Here is a 265-nt window from a genome sequence, read left to right on the forward strand (position 1 = left end):
GCGAGCCATTCGAAGGTGATCCACGTTATATTCTCAAAAGAGCTATGAAAGAAGCAGAAGACATGGGCTATACTGTTAACGTTGGTCCAGAACCTGAATTCTTCCTATTTAAATTAGATAAAGAAGGATACCCAATCCGTAAAATGAATGACCGCGCTGGTTATTTCGATGCATCACCAAAAGATAAAGGTGATCAAGTTCGTCGTGATATCGTTCGTACGCTTAAGAAATTCGGATTTGAAATGGAAGCTTCCCACCACGAAGT

At 40.8% G+C, this 265-nt stretch carries 1 pseudogene; it reads left to right on the forward strand.

From position 1 onward, the window contains the following. Positions 1–265 (forward strand): annotated as a pseudogene (locus JI667_RS21565) (glutamine synthetase); the annotation flags it as partial.

This window comes from Bacillus sp. NTK074B, from assembly GCF_017303375.1.
GTDB lineage: Bacteria > Bacillota > Bacilli > Bacillales > Bacillaceae_B > Rossellomorea.